Here is a 238-nt window from a genome sequence, read left to right as displayed (position 1 = left end):
GAAGTGGAAGCGATCGTTCTTGGCATCGACGTCGAGAAGGAACGCATCTCGCTGGGTATCAAGCAGCTCGAAGGCGACCCGTTCAGCAACTTCGTTGCAATGAACGACAAGGGTTCGATCGTCGACGGCGTGGTCAAGACGGTGGACGCGAAGGGTGCAGTGGTTCAGCTGTCGGCTGAAGTCGAAGGTTACCTGCGCGCTTCCGAAATCGCACAAGACCGCGTGGAAGACGCTCGCA

1 protein-coding gene is annotated in these 238 nt (G+C 58.0%); it reads left to right on the top strand.

From position 1 onward, the window contains the following. Positions 1-238: S1 RNA-binding domain-containing protein (locus tag SB771_RS36830; RefSeq protein WP_410722262.1), on the top strand; the 238-nt coding region annotated here is incomplete at both ends.

This window comes from Burkholderia sp. SIMBA_051 (assembly GCF_046534915.1).
GTDB classification, from domain to species: domain Bacteria; phylum Pseudomonadota; class Gammaproteobacteria; order Burkholderiales; family Burkholderiaceae; genus Burkholderia; species Burkholderia ambifaria.
This window is presented reverse-complemented; position numbering and strand designations above follow the sequence as displayed.